Below are 15,534 nucleotides of genomic sequence, written 5' to 3' on the forward strand. Positions count from 1 at the left end.
TGCGGAAACATCCGCGTGTGTTGGTTATCCGAGCATGCCGTGGCTGGACACACCGGCCGGCGGCCAGTTTTCCAGCTTCATGCCGAGCGAAAGGCCACGCTGCGCGAGGACTTCCTTGATCTCGGTCAGCGACTTCTTGCCCAGGTTCGGCGTCTTCAGCAGTTCGACTTCGGTCTTCTGGATCAGATCGCCGATGTAGTAGATGCTCTCGGCCTTCAGGCAGTTGGCCGAACGCACCGTCAGCTCGAGGTCGTCGATCGGACGCAGCAGGATCGGATCCACGCCCGGGGCCGTCGGCTTCGCAGCGCCACGGTCGCGGTGGGTGAAGTCACCGAACACCGACAGCTGGTCGGTCAGGATGTCGGCCGCGGTACGCACGGCTTCTTCCGCATCGATGGTGCCGTTGGTCTCGATGTCGAGCACCAGCTTGTCGAGGTCGGTGCGCTGCTCGACGCGAGCGGCTTCGACTTCGTAGGCCACGCGACGGACGGGCGAGAACGACGCATCCAGCACCAGGCGACCGATGGCACGGGTCTCCTCGTCCGGACGACGACGCGCCGAGGCCGGCTGGTAGCCGAAGCCGCGCTCGATCTTCAGGCGCATGTTGATCGACGCATCCTTGGTCAGATGGCAGATCACGTGGTCGCCATTGAGGATCTCGACGTTGTGGTCGGTCTTGATGTCGGCCGCGGTGACAACGCCGGGACCCGACTTGCTGAGCGACAGCGTGGAATTGTCGCCGGTACCCATGCGGATGGCGACATCCTTCAGGTTCAGCAGGACTTCCAGCACGTCTTCCTGCAGACCTTCGATCGTGCTGTACTCATGCAGCACGCCGTCGATCTCGACTTCCGTTACGGCAAAGCCGGGGATCGACGACAACAACACGCGACGCAGGGCGTTGCCCAGCGTATGGCCGTAGCCACGCTCCAGCGGCTCGATCACGACCTTCGCGCGGTTTCCGGCAAGGCGTTCGATCTGGGGGCCGCGCGGGCGCAGGACCTGATTGGCGGTAACCGTCATGTTTGGCGTCTCCTGGGGCATCGCCTGGGGGAGGCGATGCCTGATTGATTACTTCGAATACAACTCGACGATCAGCGCTTCGTTGATGTCCGCAGGCAGATCGCTGCGATCAGGAACCGCCTTGAACACGCCGCTGAACTTCTTCGAATCAACCTCGACCCAACCCGGGGACAGGTCCATCGTCGCGGCGACACCCAGGGCTTCCTGGACGCGCAGCTGCTTCTGGGCCTTCTCCGACAGCGCGATCGCGTCGCCCGCCTTGACCTGGTAGGACGGCAGGTTGACCGGCTTGCCGTTGACGGTCACGCCGCGGTGCGAGACCAGCTGACGGGCCGACGGACGGGTCACCGCGAAACCCATGCGGTAGACGACGTTGTCCAGGCGGGTCTCAAGGAGCTGCAGCAGGTTTTCACCCGTGTTGCCCTTCTTCGTCGACGCCTTCTTGTAATAGTTGCGGAACTGGCGCTCCAGCAGACCGTAGATACGCTTGACCTTCTGCTTCTCGCGAAGCTGGGTGGCGTAGTCGGACAGCTTGCCCTTGCGGGCGGTGGCGCCATGCTGACCGGGCTTCTGCTCGAGCTTGCACTTGGAATCCAGTGCGCGGGCAGGGCTTTTCAGCGACAGGTCGGCGCCTTCACGGCGCGCGAGCTTGCAGGTAGGACCGATATAACGAGCCATTTTCTTATCGCTCCCTTAGACGCGACGCTTCTTCGGCGGACGGCACCCGTTGTGCGGGATCGGCGTCACGTCGATGATGTTGGTGATCTTGTAGCCCACGTTGTTCAACGAACGCACGGCCGACTCACGACCCGGACCCGGGCCCTTGATGCGCACTTCCAGCGACTTCACGCCGTAGTCCAGCGCGGCCTTGCCGGCTTTCTCCGCTGCGACCTGGGCCGCGAACGGGGTGGACTTGCGGGAACCGCGGAAACCCGCGCCGCCCGAGGTCGCCCACGACAGGGCATTGCCCTGGCGGTCGGTGATCGTGACGATGGTGTTGTTGAACGAAGCGTGGACGTGGGCGATGCCGTCGGTGACGACGCGCTTGATCTTCTTCTTCGGTTTGGCTGCTGAAGGCTTGGCCATGGTCGATATCCTCGATTATTTCCTGATGGCCTTGCGCGGACCCTTGCGGGTACGGGCATTGGTCCGGGTACGCTGGCCACGCAGCGGGAGGCCGCGGCGGTGACGCAGGCCGCGGTAGCAGGCCAGGTCCATCAGACGCTTGATCGCCATGCCGATTTCGCGGCGCAGGTCGCCTTCGACCACGTACTTGCCGACTTCAGCACGCAAACGCTCGACGTCAGGCTCGGACAGATCGCGGATCTTGGTGGTGGAAGTCACGCCTGCGGCTTCGCAGACCTGCTTCGAACGGGTACGGCCAATGCCGTAGATGCTTTGCAGCCCGACCCAGACGTGTTTCTGGGCAGGCAGGTTGACACCTGCAATACGCGCCATGCGCGGATCTCCAACTGGTTGAGACGCCAGACGATAAAATCTGGCCGAGTGAACACGAAATTCTAACAGGGTCTCGGCTTCTGAGGAAGCCCACTGCCGCACAAGGCGACAATCGGCCCGGCATGGGGAGTGTGCCCATGCTCCGGCGACGGTTCCTGGCTGAACGGACGGGGTCACCCCCACCCGCTCCCGCGCGCTACTCTGGCGCGCGTTGACGGCCTGGAACCACTCGCGCACGAGACCACAGCGCGAGTCGCCCATCTTGGATCGCGGCGTGGATGTCCGCGGTCCGTTGGCACCGAGGTGCCGGAACCGGCTGGCCTGTCAGGCTGACCGGGATTCCCGCCGGACCAGGCCGGCAGGATCTGAACGATTCCTCAGGAACGGCCCGGCAGGCTGCCGCGCGATCCCTTCAGGTTGGCCTTCTTCAACAGGCTCTCGTACTGGTGCGACATCAGGTGCGCCTGGATCTGGGCAATGAAGTCCATGACCACGACCACCACGATCAGCAACGACGTGCCGCCGAAGTAGAACGAAGTATTGAACTCAGCACGCATGAACTCGGGCGTCAGGCAGACCAGCACCAGGTAGGCGGCACCGGCCGCGGTCAACCGCGTCAGCACGCCATCGATGTAGTCGGCCGTCGCCTTGCCCGGACGGATGCCCGGGATCAGCGCACCGGACTTCTTCAGGTTGTCGGCGGTTTCCTGCGAGTTGAACACCAGCGCGGTGTAGAAGAACGCGAAGCCACCGATCAGCGCGGCATACAGGATGGCGTACAGCGGCTCGCCCGGCGAGACCGCCTGCGCCACGCGCTGCAACCACGGCGCCGAACCGGCCTGGCTGAACCAGGTCGAGATCGTGGCCGGGAACATGATGATCGACGATGCGAAGATCGCCGGGATCACGCCCGCCATGTTGAGCTTGAGCGGCAGGAACGAGCTCTGGTTCATGTAGGCGTTACGCCCACCCTGTCGACGCGCGTAGTTGACCGTGATCCGGCGCTGGCCACGCTCGACGAACACCACGAAGAACGTCACCGCAGCGACGATCACCGCGATCAGGATCACCGAGATGACCGAGATGTCGCCATTCTGGACGCCGTTGAGCGTGCCGAGCACCGCACCCGGGAGACCGGCGACGATGCCGGCGAAGATGATCAGCGACACACCGTTGCCGATGCCGCGCTCGGTCACCTGCTCGCCCAGCCACACCAGGAACATCGTGCCGGCGGTCAATGCCACGACCGCAGTCAACACGAAGCCCATGCCCGGCGAATACACGACCGGAAGACCGTTGGACGCGCCCTGACTCTGCAGCGCCATCGCGATGCCGGCGGACTGGAAGATCGCCAGCGGAATCGCGCCGATGCGCGACCACTGGGTGATCCGGCGCCGACCCGACTCGCCTTCCTTCTGGATGGCCTTCAGGCTCGGCACCACCTGCACCAGCAGCTGCATCACGATGGATGCAGAGATGTAGGGCACCACGTTCAGCGCGAACAGGCTGAAGCGCTCCAGCGCACCACCCGAGAACATGTTGAACATGTCCACGATGGTGCCCTGATTCTGCTCCATCAGCTGCAGCATGGCCTCGGGGTTGACGCCCGGCACCGGGATGTAGCACCCGATGCGGTAGACGATCAACGCCCCAAGCACGAACAACAGGCGCTGGCGCAGTTCAGTGAACTTGCCCAGGCCATCGCCGATGCCGCCTCGCGCCATCCGTGCTTACTCCTCGACCTTGCCGCCAGCAGCTTCGATCGCTGCCTTCGCACCGGCCGTCGCCAGCACACCCTTCAGCACGAGCTTCTTGCTGATCTCACCCTTCTTGACGATCTTCGCGCGCTTGGCGGTGCTGGGCACCAGCTTGGCGGCACGCAGCGCGGCAAAGTCGACGTCGCCGTCGAGCTTGTCGAGCTGGTAGAGCATCACTTCAGCTGTGTCGAGCTTGAGCTTGGAGCGGAAACCGACCTTCGGCAGACGCATGTGCATCGGCATCTGGCCGCCTTCGAAGCCGGCTTTGATCTTGCCCTTTCCGGAACGCGCGAACGAACCCTTGTGACCGCGACCCGCGGTCTTGCCGAGGCCCGAACCGATACCGCGGCCTACGCGCTTGCGGTCCTGGCGGGCGCCATCGGCCGGCTTGAGTGTATTGAGCTTCATCGGATTATTCCTCGACCTGGACCAGGTAATGGACCTTGTTGATCAGGCCACGAACCTGCGGGCTGTCCTTGAGTTCACGGACGTCGTTGAGCTTGTTCAGGCCAAGCGCACGCACCGACAGGCGGTGCTTGGCCTGCGAACCGCGCAGACCCTTGACCAGACGCACTTTCACAGTGCCGCCCTTGTTTTCGTTATTAGCCATGGTGGATATCCTCAACCTTCTTGCCGCGCTTGGCAGCGATCTGCGCCGGCGAGTGCATTTCGGTCAGGCCGCGGATGGTCGCGCGCACCAGGTTGATCGGGTTACGCGAACCCACGGCCTTGGCCAGCACGTCCTTGACGCCGACGGCTTCCAGCACGGCGCGCATCGCACCACCGGCAATGACGCCGGTACCTTCCGAAGCGGGCTGCATGAACACGCGCGCCGCACCGTGGCCGGACTTCACCGTGTGCCACAGGGTCGAACCATTCAGGTCGACGGTCTTCAGGTTCTTGCGGGCGCCTTCCATCGACTTCTGGATCGCGACCGGCACTTCGCGCGCCTTGCCGTAACCGAAACCGACCTTGCCGTTGCCGTCGCCGACCACGGTCAGCGCGGTGAACGTGAACTGGCGACCGCCCTTGACGGTCTTGCTGACGCGGTTGACCGCGACCAGCTTCTCGACCATGCCGTCGTCCATCTCTTCGCGATCGCGATTACGGTCGCGCCCGCGGGGCTCTCTTTCGTTTGCCATGTGATATGCCTTGTGTCGTTGGGGAATGTACGGCTACGCCGCTTATGGTTGTGGAATGTCGCGGTGGATCGCGTCGTCGCGCAGAAGGCGACGGACGACCGGTGCAGCCCGCACCGGCAGGAAACACAAGCGTGGAGACGGATCCCCACCCTTTCAAGCATCGGCGGGACGAAACCCGCCGGTTCACGCACGCAACGACGGCACCAGGGCCCTCGTGCGCAGGATCAGAACTGCAGGCCGCCTTCGCGGGCTGCATCGGCCAGCGCCTTGACGCGGCCGTGGTAACGGTAACCGGAACGGTCGAACGCCACCTTGTCGATGCCGGCAGCCTTGGCGGCTTCGGCGATCGAACGGCCAACCTTGGCGGCGGCTTCGACGTTCTTGCCGCTCTTCAGGCCGTCGCGGACGCTGGCCTGAGTGGTGCTGGCCGACGCCAGGACCTTGGAGCCGTCGGCCGTGAAGACCTGGGCATACAGATGCTGACCGGTACGCAGGACCGACAGGCGCGGCACGCCCAGCACGCGGATATGCGAGCGGGTCGACTTGGCGCGGCGAAGGCGGGCGATTTTCTTGTCCATGATGTTTCTCCGAAGCGGATCGGCACGGCGACCTTGTGGGGTCAGGCCTTCTTGGCTTCTTTACGGATGATGGTTTCGTCGGAGTACTTCACGCCCTTGCCCTTGTAGGGCTCCGGCGGGCGGAATCCACGGATCTTTGCGGCAACTTCGCCCACCAGCTGCTTGTCGGCACCCTGGACCAGGATCTCAGTCTGGGTCGGCGTGGTGATGGTGATGCCTTCCGGCGCCTTGAACACGACCGGGTGCGAAAAACCCAGCGACAGGTTCAGGTCCTTGCCCTGGGCCGCGGCGCGGTAACCGACGCCGACGAGGTCGAGCTTGCGCTCGAAGCCCTGGGACACGCCCTGCACCATGTTCGCGACGATCGCGCGCAGGGTACCGGTCAGTGGGATCTGCGAAGGATCGTTCGACGACAGCAGCGCATGGCCGTCCTCGATGATGACTTCGATGCTGGCAGGCTTGGCGATCGTCAGGGTGCCCTTGGCTCCCTTGACGCTGATGCTCTCGGCCTGGACGTTGAGTTCGACACCCTTCGGGAGGGCGACCGGCTTCTTGGCTACGCGGGACATTGGATCGTTACTCCCTTAAGCCACGAAGCACAGGACTTCTCCGCCGACGCCATTCTGGCGCGCCTGCGAGTCGGTCATGATGCCCTTGGAGGTGGAAATGATGGCGACGCCGAGTCCGTTGAGGACCTTCGGCAGCGCGTCCTTGCCGCGGTAGTGACGCAGGCCCGAGCGCGAAACGCGCTGCAGCTTCTCGATCACCGGACGGCCTTCGAAGTACTTCAGGACGATTTCGAGTTCGGCCTTGGCGCCGTTCTCGGTCACGCGCAGGTCACCGATGTAGCCTTCGTCCTTCAGGACCTTGGCAATGGCCACCTTGGTCTTGGACGACGGCATCTTCACCGTCTGCTTGCCAACAGCGGCCGCATTCCTGATGCGGACCAGCATGTCGGCGATGGGATCAGTCATGCTCATGTGCGATTCCTATGAGTGCACCGATATCCGCTTTCGCGAAATCTTGGCTTTTTGTCCTGGAGGGGCCAGGGCCCGTTGCTCCCTACCCGGCCGCGCCGGAACCGGCGGGGGCAAGTGAGGAGCGGGATTATATACGACAAAGAGTCCGGTTTGCACCGGACTCCGTGCCTGGTCGTACGGCGGACCGTACGCCCGGAGGTCGAACCTGTTACCAGCTGGCCTTGCGCAGGCCCGGCACGTCGCCGCGCATGGTGGCTTCGCGCAGCTTGTTGCGGCCCAGGCCGAACTTGCTGTAGACCGCACGCGGACGGCCGCTGAGGGCGCAGCGCGTGGTCTGGCGCGAGGCCGACGAGTCGCGCGGAAGCTTCTGCAGCTTGATCACTGCCTCGGCCTTGTCTTCGTAGCTGGCGCTTTCGCTGCTGATGATCTTCTTCAGCGCGTCACGCTTTGCGGCGAACTTCTTGACCAGCTTGGTCCGCTTGGTCTCGCGGTTCACCATCGATGTCTTTGCCATGATTGGGTCCTTGAGTCGTTCAGCGGAACGGGAAACGGAAGGCTTCAAGCAACGCCTTGGCTTCCGCATTGGTCTTTGCGGTGGTGGTGATGGCGATATCCATACCGCGGATCGCGTCGACCTGGTCGAAGTCGATTTCCGGGAAGATGATCTGTTCCTTCACGCCCATGTTGAAGTTGCCACGGCCATCGAACGAACGGCCGGACACGCCACGGAAGTCGCGCACGCGCGGCAACGAGACGTTGACCAGACGGTCGAGGAACTCGTACATGTGGTTGCGGCGCAGGGTCACCTTGCAACCGATCGGCCAGCCATCGCGGATCTTGAACGAGGCCACCGACACGCGCGACTTGGTCACCAGCGGCTTCTGGCCGCTGATCTTGGCCATGTCGGCAGTAGCGTTCTCGAGGATCTTCTTGTTGGCCGCTGCCTCGCCCACGCCCATGTTCAGCGTGATCTTGGACAGGCGCGGAACCTGCATGATGTTGCCGTAACCGAACTGCTCGACGAGCTTCGGCACGACTTCATCCTTGTAGAACTTTTCAAGACGGGTCGTCATTTCTTCATTCCTTCAGACGTCAGGCGAACCTGATCAGATCGCCTCACCACTCGAGCGGAACACGCGCAGCCGCCGTCCATCCTCGAGCACCTTCGTCGCAACGCGTTCGCCCTTGCCGGAGGCAGGGTTGAACAGCGCCACATTCGATACATGGATCGGCGCTTCGCGCTCGATCACGCCACCAGGCTGGCCCGCTTGCGGATTCGGCTTGGTGTGGCGCTTGATGATGTTGACGTTGGACACGACGACCTTGTCGCCTGCCACGCGCACCACATCACCCTGCTTGCCCTTGTCCTTGCCCGCGGTCACGATGACCTGGTCGCCTTTCTTGATTCGATTAGCCATGTCTAGGTCCTCAGCTCACAGCACTTCGGGAGCGAGCGAGACGATCTTCATGAACTTCTCGGTACGCAGTTCGCGGGTCACGGGTCCGAAGATGCGGGTGCCGATCGGCTCCTGCTTGTTGTTCAGCAGGACCGCAGCGTTGCCGTCGAAACGGATCAGCGAGCCATCGGCACGACGAACACCCTTGCGGGTACGCACCACGACGGCGTCGTAAACCTCGCCCTTCTTCACCTTGCCACGCGGGATGGCGTCCTTGATGGACACCTTGATGATGTCGCCGATCGCGGCGTAACGGCGCTTGGAGCCGCCGAGCACCTTGATGCACATCACTTCCTTGGCGCCGGAATTGTCTGCCACGTCGAGGTGGCTTTGCATCTGGATCATGTCTGAGCCTCCTCGTTATTCGGCAGCGCGGGTGATGATTTCAACCACCTGCCAGTTCTTGGTCTTGGAAATCGGCGCGACTTCCACGATGCGTACGATGTCGCCTTCTTTGGCGGCGTTCTCGGCATCATGGGCGTGCAGCTTGGTCGAGCGGCGGATGTACTTGCCGTACAGCGCGTGCTTGACCTGGCGCTCGACGAGGACCGTGACGGTCTTGTCTGCCTTGTTGCTGACCACGCGGCCCTGGACCGTGTGCTGCTTTTTATCAGTGTTGTTCATGGTCATGGGTCCTTACTTCGCCTGGGCAGACTGGGTCTGTCCAAGCAGGGTGTTCACGCGCGCGATCTCGCGACGGACCCGACGGGCTTCGTGGGTCTTGGTCAGCTGGCCGGTTGCCTTCTGCATGCGCAGCGAAAAACGCTCCTTCTGCAACTCGAGCAGGTGGGCCTGCAGTTCAGCGGCAGACTTGCCGCGCAGTTCCTTGGTCGTAGCCATCAGCGCACCGTCCGGGTGACGAATTGGGTGGTGACCGAAAGCTTTGCCGCGGCAAGGCGGAACGCCTCGCGTGCCACCGTCTCGTCGACGCCTTCGATCTCGAAAATCATGCGGCCGGGCTGGATCTGGGCAACCCAGTACTCCACGCCACCCTTACCGGAGCCCATGCGGACTTCGATCGGCTTCTTGGTGATCGGCTTGTCCGGGAACACGCGGATCCACATCTTGCCGCCGCGCTTGACGTGACGGCTGATCGAGCGACGACCGGCTTCGATCTGGCGCGCGGTCAGCTGACCGGTTGCCGTCGACTTCAGGCCGAACTCGCCGAAGCTGACGGCGTTCGCGCTCCACGACAGGCCTTCATTCCGGCCCTTGTGCATCTTGCGATATTTGGTTCGCTTTGGTTGCAACATGATTAGTCCCTCGCCTCGCGGTCACGACGCGGACCACGCGGACGCTCACGGTCGCCACGGTCATTGCGGTCGTTGCGCGGTGTGTCGTCCTGCTTCTCCTGGCCAACCTGGCTGAAATCGAAGATTTCACCCTTGTAGATCCAGGTCTTGATACCGATGATGCCGTAGGTCGTCTTCGCCTCGGCGAAGCCGTAATCGACGTCGGCGCGCAGCGTGTGCAGCGGCACGCGACCTTCGCGGTACCACTCCGAACGCGCGATCTCGGCACCGTTCAGGCGACCGGCGACGTTGACCTTGATCCCCAGCGCGCCCAGGCGGATCGCATTGCCGACCGCGCGCTTCATCGCACGACGGAACATGATGCGGCGCTCGAGCTGCTGCGCGATCGACTCGGCAACCAGCTGGGCGTCGAGCTCGGGCTTGCGCACTTCGGTCACGTTGATGTGCGCCGGGACGCCCATCAGATCGCTGACCTCGCGACGCAGCTTCTCGATGTCCTCGCCGCGCTTGCCGATCACCACGCCCGGACGGGCGGTGTGGATCGTCACGCGGGCGGTCTTGGCCGGACGCTCGATCAGGATCTTGCTGATGCCGGCCGCGGCGAGCTTCTTGCGAAGCATCTGGCGGACCTTGATATCGGCGACCAGGTACTCGGCGAATTCCTTCTTGCCGGCATACCACTTGGAATTCCAGTCCTTGGAAATGCCCAGGCGAATACCGGTCGGGTGAACTTTATGACCCATCTTATTTACCCTCGCCAACGACAACGGTGATATGGCTGGTCCGCTTCAGGATGCGGGTGCCACGACCCTTGGCGCGCGCCATGAAACGCTTCAGCGTCGGACCTTCGTCGACAGTAATCGTCGCGATCCGCAGCTCGTCTGCATCGTCACCTGCATTGTTCTCGGCGTTCGAGACGGCGGCGTAGACGACCTTGTAGATCAGTCCCGCTGCCTTCTTGTCGCTGAACTTCAACAGATCAAGCGCGCGCGATGCCGGCAGTCCGCGCACCTGGTCGGCGACCAGGCGTGCCTTCTGCGGCGAGATGCGCACCGAGCGCAGCGATGAAGTCCGCTTGTTGACTTCGGTGCGCGCACGCTTGAGCTCTTCGTGTCTTGCTCGTTTTGCCTTGTCCATCGTGCGACCCCTTACTTGCCGGACTTCTTGTCGCCGCCGTGACCCTTGAAGGTCCGCGTCAACGCGAATTCACCGAGCTTGTGACCAACCATGTTTTCGTTGACCAGCACGGGAATGTGGTTCTTGCCGTTATGCACGGCAATCGTGAATCCCACCATATCCGGCAGGACCATCGAGCGACGCGACCAGGTCTTGATCGGCTTCTTGGTGTTGCTACCTGCGGCTTCCACCTTCTTGACGAGGTGGTGGTCGACGAAGGGACCCTTCTTGAGTGAACGTGCCATGGTCTATCAGCTCCTGCGATCGCGAACGATGAACTGTTGCGTCCGCTTGTTATGGCGGGTCTTGTAACCCTTGGTCGGCACGCCCCACGGAGTCACCGGGTGCGGGTTGCCCTGTCCAGCCTTGGCCTCACCACCACCATGCGGGTGATCGACCGGGTTCATCGCCGCACCACGGACGGTCGGCTTGATACCGCGCCAGCGCTTCGCACCGGCCTTGCCGAGCTTCTCGAGGCTGTGCTCGTCGTTGCTGACTTCACCGATGGTGGCACGGCACTCGATCGGCACCTTGCGCATTTCGCCCGAACGCAGGCGCAGCGTGGCGTAGATCCCTTCGCGGGCAACCAACTGCACACCCGCACCGGCGGCGCGAGCGATCTGCGCGCCCTTGCCCGGCTTCATTTCGATGCAATGCACGGTCGAACCGACCGGGATGTTGCGCAGCGGCAGCGTGTTGCCGACCTTGATCGGCGCATCGTTGCCCGCGATCACCTGGTCGCCGGCCTTCAGACCCTTCGGAGCGATGATGTAGCGGCGCTCACCGTCGACGTAGCACAGCAGGGCGATATGGGCGGTGCGGTTGGGATCGTATTCGATCCGCTCCACGCGCGCCGGAATGCCTTCCTTGTTGCGCTTGAAATCGATGATGCGGTAATGCTGCTTGTGGCCACCACCGATATGACGGGTGGTGATGCGGCCGTGGTGGTTGCGACCACCGGTACGGCTCTGCGGCTCGACCAGCGCAGCGTGCGGGGCACCCTTGTGCAGCTCGGGCGTGACCACGCGAACCGCGGAACGGCGGCCGGCAGAAGTAGGTTTGAATTTCATCAATGGCATGGGATCTTCCTCAGGCCGTCGCGGCGTTGGTCACGTCGATCGTCTGGCCAGCGGCCAGCTTCACGTACGCTTTGCGCCAGCTGCCACGGCTACCCTGGCGCTGACGGAAGGACTTGGTCTTGCCCTTCACGTTGACCACGTTGACCGCTTCAACTTTGACGTCGAACAACTTCTCGACCGCGGCCTTGATATCGGCCTTGGTCGCGTCGCGGGCGACTTCGAACGCATACTGGTTGGACAATTCCTGGATCCGAGCGGTCTTTTCAGACACGCGCGGCGCGCGGATCACTTCATAGAGCTTGGCGTCGTTCATGCCAGCCACTCCTCGATCTTCTTCACCGCATCGGTGGTAAACAGCACGCTGTCGGCACCGACCAGCGACACCGGATCCAGCCCCTGCACGTCACGCACTTCGACGTAAGGCAGGTTGCGGGCGGACAGGTACAGGTTCTCGGAGGCTTCTTCAGTCACGATCAGCGGGCGCTTGCCCAGATCAAAACCCTTCAGCTTCTCGATCAGACCCTGCGTCTTGGGCGCATCGATATCGAACGCATCGACGACCTTCAGACGACCCTGGCGATTGAGCTCGGACAGGATGGCCTTCATCGCGGCGCGGTACATCTTGCGATTGACCTTCTGCTCGAAGCTGCGCGGCTTGGCCGCGAAGGTCACGCCACCGCCGACGAAGATCGGAGCGGTCAGGGCGCCGTGACGTGCACCGCCACCCTTCTGCTTCTTCGACTTCTTGGTGGTGCCATTGACTTCGGCGCGGCTCTTCTGGGCCTTGGTACCAGCGCGTCCGGCGTTGCGGTATGCAACCACGACCTGGTGGACCAGATCCTGACTGAATTCGCGGCCGAAGATCGCGTCGGAGACCGAAAGCGTTTCTTTGCTGTTGGTGATGGCGAGTTCCATCGTCATCTCTCCTTATGCCTTGGTCGAGGGACGTACGATGACGTCACCACCCGGAGCACCCGGCACGGCGCCGCGCACGGCGATCAGGCCACGCTCCGCGTCGACCTTCACGATGCGCAGGCGCTGCGTGCTCTGCACGTCGGCACCCATGTGTCCGGACATCTTCTTGCCCGGGAACACGCGGCCCGGCGTCTGGCGCTGGCCCAGCGAACCAGGCGAGCGGTGCGACAGCGAGTTACCGTGGGTGGCATCACCCATCTTGAAGTTCCAGCGCTTGATCGTGCCCTGGAAGCCCTTGCCCTTGGTGACGCCCTGGACGTCGACCAACTGGCCTTCTTCAAAGATGTCGGCCTTGATCTCGCCACCGACGCTGAAGTCGGCGATCTTGTCGTCGGCAACGCGCAGCTCCCACAGGCCACGACCCGCTTCGACCTTGGCCTTCGCCAGGTGACCGGTTTCGGGCTTGTTGACGAGCACGGCACGCTTGCTGCCCACGGCGACCTGGACGGCGCTGTAGCCGTCGGTTTCCAGGGTCTTCACCTGCGTGATGCGGTTCGGGGTGGCTTCGATCAGGGTCACCGGCACGGACTTGCCGTCTTCGGTGAACACCCGGGTCATGCCGGCCTTGCGGCCGACGATGCCCAACGAATACTTCTTCGCGGTCATGGTAGCGGGCCTCAGGTCAACTTGATCTGGACGTCAACGCCAGCCGCGAGTTCGAGCTTCATCAGCGCGTCCACGGTCTTGTCGTTAGGGTCCACGATATCGAGCACGCGCTTGTGCGTGCGGGTCTCATACTGGTCACGCGCGTCTTTGTCGACGTGCGGCGACACCAGGATGGTGTAGCGTTCAATCTTGGTGGGCAGGGGGATCGGGCCGCGCACTTGCGCGCCGGTCCGCTTTGCCGTTTCGACGATCTCGCTGGCCGAACGGTCGATCAGACGATGATCGAACGCCTTGAGCCGGATCCGGATCTTTTGGTCCGCCATGACGGAGATTCCTTCATTAAAAGAGCGACAGGTTTTGCGGCTGGGTGCGCAGAACCCCGTGAAATCAATGACTTTCCGAGGCAGATGTTGCCAAACACCCCGGGAGTATCCTGACGAAAAACTAGGCGGCCCGGTTACCCGGCCCGCCCAGACGGAAAAGTATAAATCGCGTCAACAGCCACCGTCAACAGCTTTCAAGGCTGTTCCGATGCTGCCACGCGACTTTCTTCCCTGTCTGGCGAACACGAGATCCTTCCTGGACCTCTTTTCGCGGTCTCCCATACCCGACCCAAGCAGATATGGGGTAATGCCACTTGCCAGAGCGGGGCAACCTTGGCTGCCCTGCCCCTTCCAACCGCATGACGGCTGGATCGGGCCAAACCGCACCCTTGGATGCGGTCGGCGATTCTAGCACCAATTCTTCATGCTGGGACAACGGCTCCCCGAATCCGGGGAGCCATGCATCGGCCCGCGCCCAAGCGCGGGCCCGGCAGCTTACTTGATGATCTTGGCCACGACGCCGGCGCCGACGGTACGGCCGCCTTCGCGGATCGCGAAACGCAGGCCTTCGTCCATCGCCACCGGGTTGATCAGCGACACCACCATCTTCACGTTGTCGCCCGGCATCACCATCTCCACGCCCTCCGGCAGCTCGCAAGCGCCGGTGATGTCCGTGGTACGGAAGTAGAACTGCGGACGGTAACCCTTGAAGAACGGCGTGTGACGGCCACCCTCGTCCTTCGACAGCACGTACACCTCGGCCTCGAAGTCCGTATGCGGCTTGATCGAACCCGGCTTGCACAGCACCTGGCCGCGCTCGACGTCGTCACGCTTGGTGCCGCGCAGCAGCAGACCGGCGTTGTCGCCTGCCTGGCCCTGGTCCAGCAGCTTGCGGAACATCTCGACGCCCGTGACCGTGGTCTTCTGGGTCGCACGGATACCGACGATCTCGATTTCTTCGCCGACCTTGATCACGCCACGCTCGATACGACCGGTCACCACGGTGCCGCGGCCCGAGATCGAGAACACGTCTTCCACCGGCATCAGGAACGGCTTGTCGATGTCGCGCTCCGGCTCCGGGATCCACGTATCCAGCGCTTCCACCAGCTTGATGATCGCAGGCACGCCGATGTCGCTCTGGTCGCCTTCCAGCGCCTTCAGCGCCGAACCCTGGATGATCGGGGTGTCGTCGCCCGGGAACTCGTACTTCGACAGAAGCTCGCGCACTTCCATCTCCACCAGCTCCAGCAGCTCGGCGTCGTCCACCATGTCGGCCTTGTTCAGGAACACGACGATGTACGGCACGCCGACCTGGCGGGCCAGCAGGATGTGCTCGCGCGTCTGCGGCATCGGGCCGTCAGCGGCCGAACACACCAGGATCGCGCCGTCCATCTGCGCCGCACCCGTGATCATGTTCTTGACGTAGTCGGCGTGGCCGGGGCAGTCAACGTGCGCGTAGTGACGGTTCGGGCTTTCGTACTCGACGTGCGCCGTCGAGATCGTGATGCCGCGCGCCTTCTCTTCCGGCGCCGCGTCGATCGCGTCGTAGGCCTTGAACTCGCCACCGAAGCGTTCCGCACCGATCTTCGTCAGCGCCGCCGTCAGCGTCGTCTTGCCGTGATCCACGTGACCAATCGTACCCACGTTCACGTGGGGCTTGGTGCGCTCAAACTTACCCTTTGCCATTTTCGTTGCCTCTCTTATGCGTAATTCGTGATTGGTGGTGC

General features: G+C 63.0%; 27 protein-coding genes. All 27 read right to left on the reverse strand.

Annotated elements, in window-relative coordinates; translation table 11 throughout:
* Positions 1–24 precede the first annotated feature (24 nt).
* Positions 25–1,023, reverse strand: a complete 999-nt coding sequence (locus ACYX7E_RS06670; protein WP_462079784.1) for a DNA-directed RNA polymerase subunit alpha — start codon at positions 1,021–1,023, stop codon at positions 25–27.
* A 48-nt stretch (positions 1,024–1,071) separates the two neighbouring features.
* Complete coding sequence (rpsD, locus tag ACYX7E_RS06675; RefSeq protein WP_462079785.1) at positions 1,072–1,701, reverse strand: 30S ribosomal protein S4; 630 nt, start codon at positions 1,699–1,701, stop codon at positions 1,072–1,074.
* Between the two features lie 15 nt (positions 1,702–1,716).
* A complete protein-coding gene (gene rpsK, locus ACYX7E_RS06680; protein WP_462079786.1) occupies positions 1,717–2,109 on the reverse strand; it encodes a 30S ribosomal protein S11 in 393 nt (130 codons plus the stop codon).
* A gap of 15 nt (positions 2,110–2,124) precedes the next feature.
* Positions 2,125–2,481 (reverse strand): 30S ribosomal protein S13, encoded by a 357-nt coding sequence (gene rpsM / locus ACYX7E_RS06685; protein ID WP_462079787.1) that lies wholly within the window; start codon positions 2,479–2,481, stop codon positions 2,125–2,127.
* A 377-nt stretch (positions 2,482–2,858) separates the two neighbouring features.
* Complete coding sequence (secY, locus tag ACYX7E_RS06690; protein WP_462079788.1) at positions 2,859–4,205, reverse strand: preprotein translocase subunit SecY; 1,347 nt, start codon at positions 4,203–4,205, stop codon at positions 2,859–2,861.
* Positions 4,206–4,211: 6 nt separating this feature from the next.
* The gene (rplO, locus tag ACYX7E_RS06695; RefSeq protein WP_462079789.1) at positions 4,212–4,646 is read right to left on the reverse strand and encodes a 50S ribosomal protein L15; all 435 of its coding nucleotides are present in this window, start codon (positions 4,644–4,646) and stop codon (positions 4,212–4,214) included.
* Positions 4,647–4,650: 4 nt separating this feature from the next.
* On the reverse strand, positions 4,651–4,848 hold the full coding sequence (rpmD, locus tag ACYX7E_RS06700) for a 50S ribosomal protein L30 (RefSeq protein ID WP_462079790.1): 198 nt from the start codon (positions 4,846–4,848) through the stop codon (positions 4,651–4,653).
* Positions 4,841–5,380: a 30S ribosomal protein S5 gene (gene rpsE / locus ACYX7E_RS06705; RefSeq protein WP_462079791.1), complete on the reverse strand. Its 540-nt coding sequence runs from the start codon at positions 5,378–5,380 to the stop codon at positions 4,841–4,843. Before rpsE ends, rpmD begins: the two co-directional genes overlap by 8 nt.
* A gap of 224 nt (positions 5,381–5,604) precedes the next feature.
* On the reverse strand, positions 5,605–5,958 hold the full coding sequence (rplR, locus tag ACYX7E_RS06710) for a 50S ribosomal protein L18 (protein WP_462079792.1): 354 nt from the start codon (positions 5,956–5,958) through the stop codon (positions 5,605–5,607).
* Between the two features lie 41 nt (positions 5,959–5,999).
* Positions 6,000–6,527 carry a 50S ribosomal protein L6 gene (gene rplF, locus ACYX7E_RS06715; RefSeq protein WP_462079793.1) on the reverse strand — a complete coding sequence of 176 codons (528 nt, stop codon included), beginning with the start codon at positions 6,525–6,527 and terminating at the stop codon, positions 6,000–6,002.
* Positions 6,528–6,542: 15 nt separating this feature from the next.
* A complete protein-coding gene (gene rpsH / locus ACYX7E_RS06720) occupies positions 6,543–6,938 on the reverse strand; it encodes a 30S ribosomal protein S8 (protein ID WP_462079794.1) in 396 nt (131 codons plus the stop codon).
* Positions 6,939–7,146: 208 nt separating this feature from the next.
* On the reverse strand, positions 7,147–7,452 hold the full coding sequence (rpsN, locus tag ACYX7E_RS06725; RefSeq protein WP_462079795.1) for a 30S ribosomal protein S14: 306 nt from the start codon (positions 7,450–7,452) through the stop codon (positions 7,147–7,149).
* A gap of 19 nt (positions 7,453–7,471) precedes the next feature.
* On the reverse strand, positions 7,472–8,011 hold the full coding sequence (gene rplE, locus ACYX7E_RS06730) for a 50S ribosomal protein L5 (protein ID WP_462079796.1): 540 nt from the start codon (positions 8,009–8,011) through the stop codon (positions 7,472–7,474).
* Between the two features lie 33 nt (positions 8,012–8,044).
* Positions 8,045–8,356 carry a 50S ribosomal protein L24 gene (gene rplX, locus ACYX7E_RS06735; protein ID WP_462079797.1) on the reverse strand — a complete coding sequence of 104 codons (312 nt, stop codon included), beginning with the start codon at positions 8,354–8,356 and terminating at the stop codon, positions 8,045–8,047.
* A 15-nt stretch (positions 8,357–8,371) separates the two neighbouring features.
* Positions 8,372–8,740, reverse strand: coding sequence for a 50S ribosomal protein L14 (gene rplN / locus ACYX7E_RS06740; protein WP_457019867.1), 369 nt, complete (start codon positions 8,738–8,740; stop codon positions 8,372–8,374).
* Positions 8,741–8,755: 15 nt separating this feature from the next.
* Positions 8,756–9,019: a 30S ribosomal protein S17 gene (gene rpsQ / locus ACYX7E_RS06745; RefSeq protein WP_462079798.1), complete on the reverse strand. Its 264-nt coding sequence runs from the start codon at positions 9,017–9,019 to the stop codon at positions 8,756–8,758.
* 12 nt (positions 9,020–9,031) lie between these two features.
* The gene (gene rpmC / locus ACYX7E_RS06750; RefSeq protein WP_462079799.1) at positions 9,032–9,235 is read right to left on the reverse strand and encodes a 50S ribosomal protein L29; all 204 of its coding nucleotides are present in this window, start codon (positions 9,233–9,235) and stop codon (positions 9,032–9,034) included.
* Positions 9,235–9,648, reverse strand: a complete 414-nt coding sequence (gene rplP / locus ACYX7E_RS06755; RefSeq protein ID WP_462079800.1) for a 50S ribosomal protein L16 — start codon at positions 9,646–9,648, stop codon at positions 9,235–9,237. The genes rpmC and rplP overlap by 1 nt, the downstream gene beginning before the upstream one ends.
* A 2-nt stretch (positions 9,649–9,650) precedes the next feature.
* On the reverse strand, positions 9,651–10,391 hold the full coding sequence (rpsC, locus tag ACYX7E_RS06760; RefSeq protein ID WP_462079801.1) for a 30S ribosomal protein S3: 741 nt from the start codon (positions 10,389–10,391) through the stop codon (positions 9,651–9,653).
* A 1-nt stretch (position 10,392) separates the two neighbouring features.
* Complete coding sequence (gene rplV, locus ACYX7E_RS06765) at positions 10,393–10,785, reverse strand: 50S ribosomal protein L22 (protein ID WP_462079802.1); 393 nt, start codon at positions 10,783–10,785, stop codon at positions 10,393–10,395.
* Positions 10,786–10,796: 11 nt separating this feature from the next.
* Entirely contained in the window at positions 10,797–11,069 is a 273-nt protein-coding gene (gene rpsS / locus ACYX7E_RS06770) for a 30S ribosomal protein S19 (RefSeq protein WP_462079803.1), read from the reverse strand.
* A 6-nt stretch (positions 11,070–11,075) separates the two neighbouring features.
* Complete coding sequence (rplB, locus tag ACYX7E_RS06775) at positions 11,076–11,903, reverse strand: 50S ribosomal protein L2 (RefSeq protein WP_462079804.1); 828 nt, start codon at positions 11,901–11,903, stop codon at positions 11,076–11,078.
* A gap of 10 nt (positions 11,904–11,913) precedes the next feature.
* Positions 11,914–12,216, reverse strand: coding sequence for a 50S ribosomal protein L23 (gene rplW, locus ACYX7E_RS06780; RefSeq protein ID WP_462079805.1), 303 nt, complete (start codon positions 12,214–12,216; stop codon positions 11,914–11,916).
* Positions 12,213–12,818, reverse strand: coding sequence for a 50S ribosomal protein L4 (rplD, locus tag ACYX7E_RS06785; RefSeq protein WP_462079806.1), 606 nt, complete (start codon positions 12,816–12,818; stop codon positions 12,213–12,215). Before rplD ends, rplW begins: the two co-directional genes overlap by 4 nt.
* A 12-nt stretch (positions 12,819–12,830) precedes the next feature.
* Entirely contained in the window at positions 12,831–13,484 is a 654-nt protein-coding gene (gene rplC, locus ACYX7E_RS06790) for a 50S ribosomal protein L3 (protein ID WP_462079807.1), read from the reverse strand.
* An 11-nt stretch (positions 13,485–13,495) separates the two neighbouring features.
* Complete coding sequence (rpsJ, locus tag ACYX7E_RS06795) at positions 13,496–13,807, reverse strand: 30S ribosomal protein S10 (protein WP_010341589.1); 312 nt, start codon at positions 13,805–13,807, stop codon at positions 13,496–13,498.
* 495 nt (positions 13,808–14,302) lie between these two features.
* On the reverse strand, positions 14,303–15,493 hold the full coding sequence (tuf, locus tag ACYX7E_RS06800; RefSeq protein WP_462079808.1) for an elongation factor Tu: 1,191 nt from the start codon (positions 15,491–15,493) through the stop codon (positions 14,303–14,305).
* Positions 15,494–15,534: the final 41 nt, after the last annotated feature.

The organism is Luteimonas sp. RIT-PG2_3, from assembly GCF_054902115.1.